At 69.1% G+C, this 259-nt stretch carries 1 protein-coding gene; it reads right to left on the reverse strand.

Annotation, left to right across the window (positions count from 1 at the left end; genetic code table 11):
- On the reverse strand, positions 1-259 hold a 259-nt coding region (locus BIV23_RS45180; RefSeq protein WP_143079289.1), incomplete at both ends, for an acyltransferase domain-containing protein.

Raw genomic sequence — 259 nt, forward strand, 5'->3', positions numbered from 1 at the left:
ACGACCCGCCAACTCCCCAGCACCCTCGGCATCCAACGCCACCGACACCATCCCGCCACGCCCCGCCAGCGCCACAATGGCCCGCGAACGCAACGCCACCACCCGCGCACCATCCGACAACGACAACGCACCCGCGACGACAGCCGCAGCGATCTCACCCTGCGAGTGCCCCACCACAGCGGCAGGCCGCACCCCCAACGACTCCCACAACGCAGCCAACGACACCATCACAGCCCACAACACCGGCTGCACCACATCC

The organism is Streptomyces monashensis, assembly GCF_001866665.1.
GTDB classification, from domain to species: domain Bacteria; phylum Actinomycetota; class Actinomycetes; order Streptomycetales; family Streptomycetaceae; genus Streptomyces; species Streptomyces monashensis.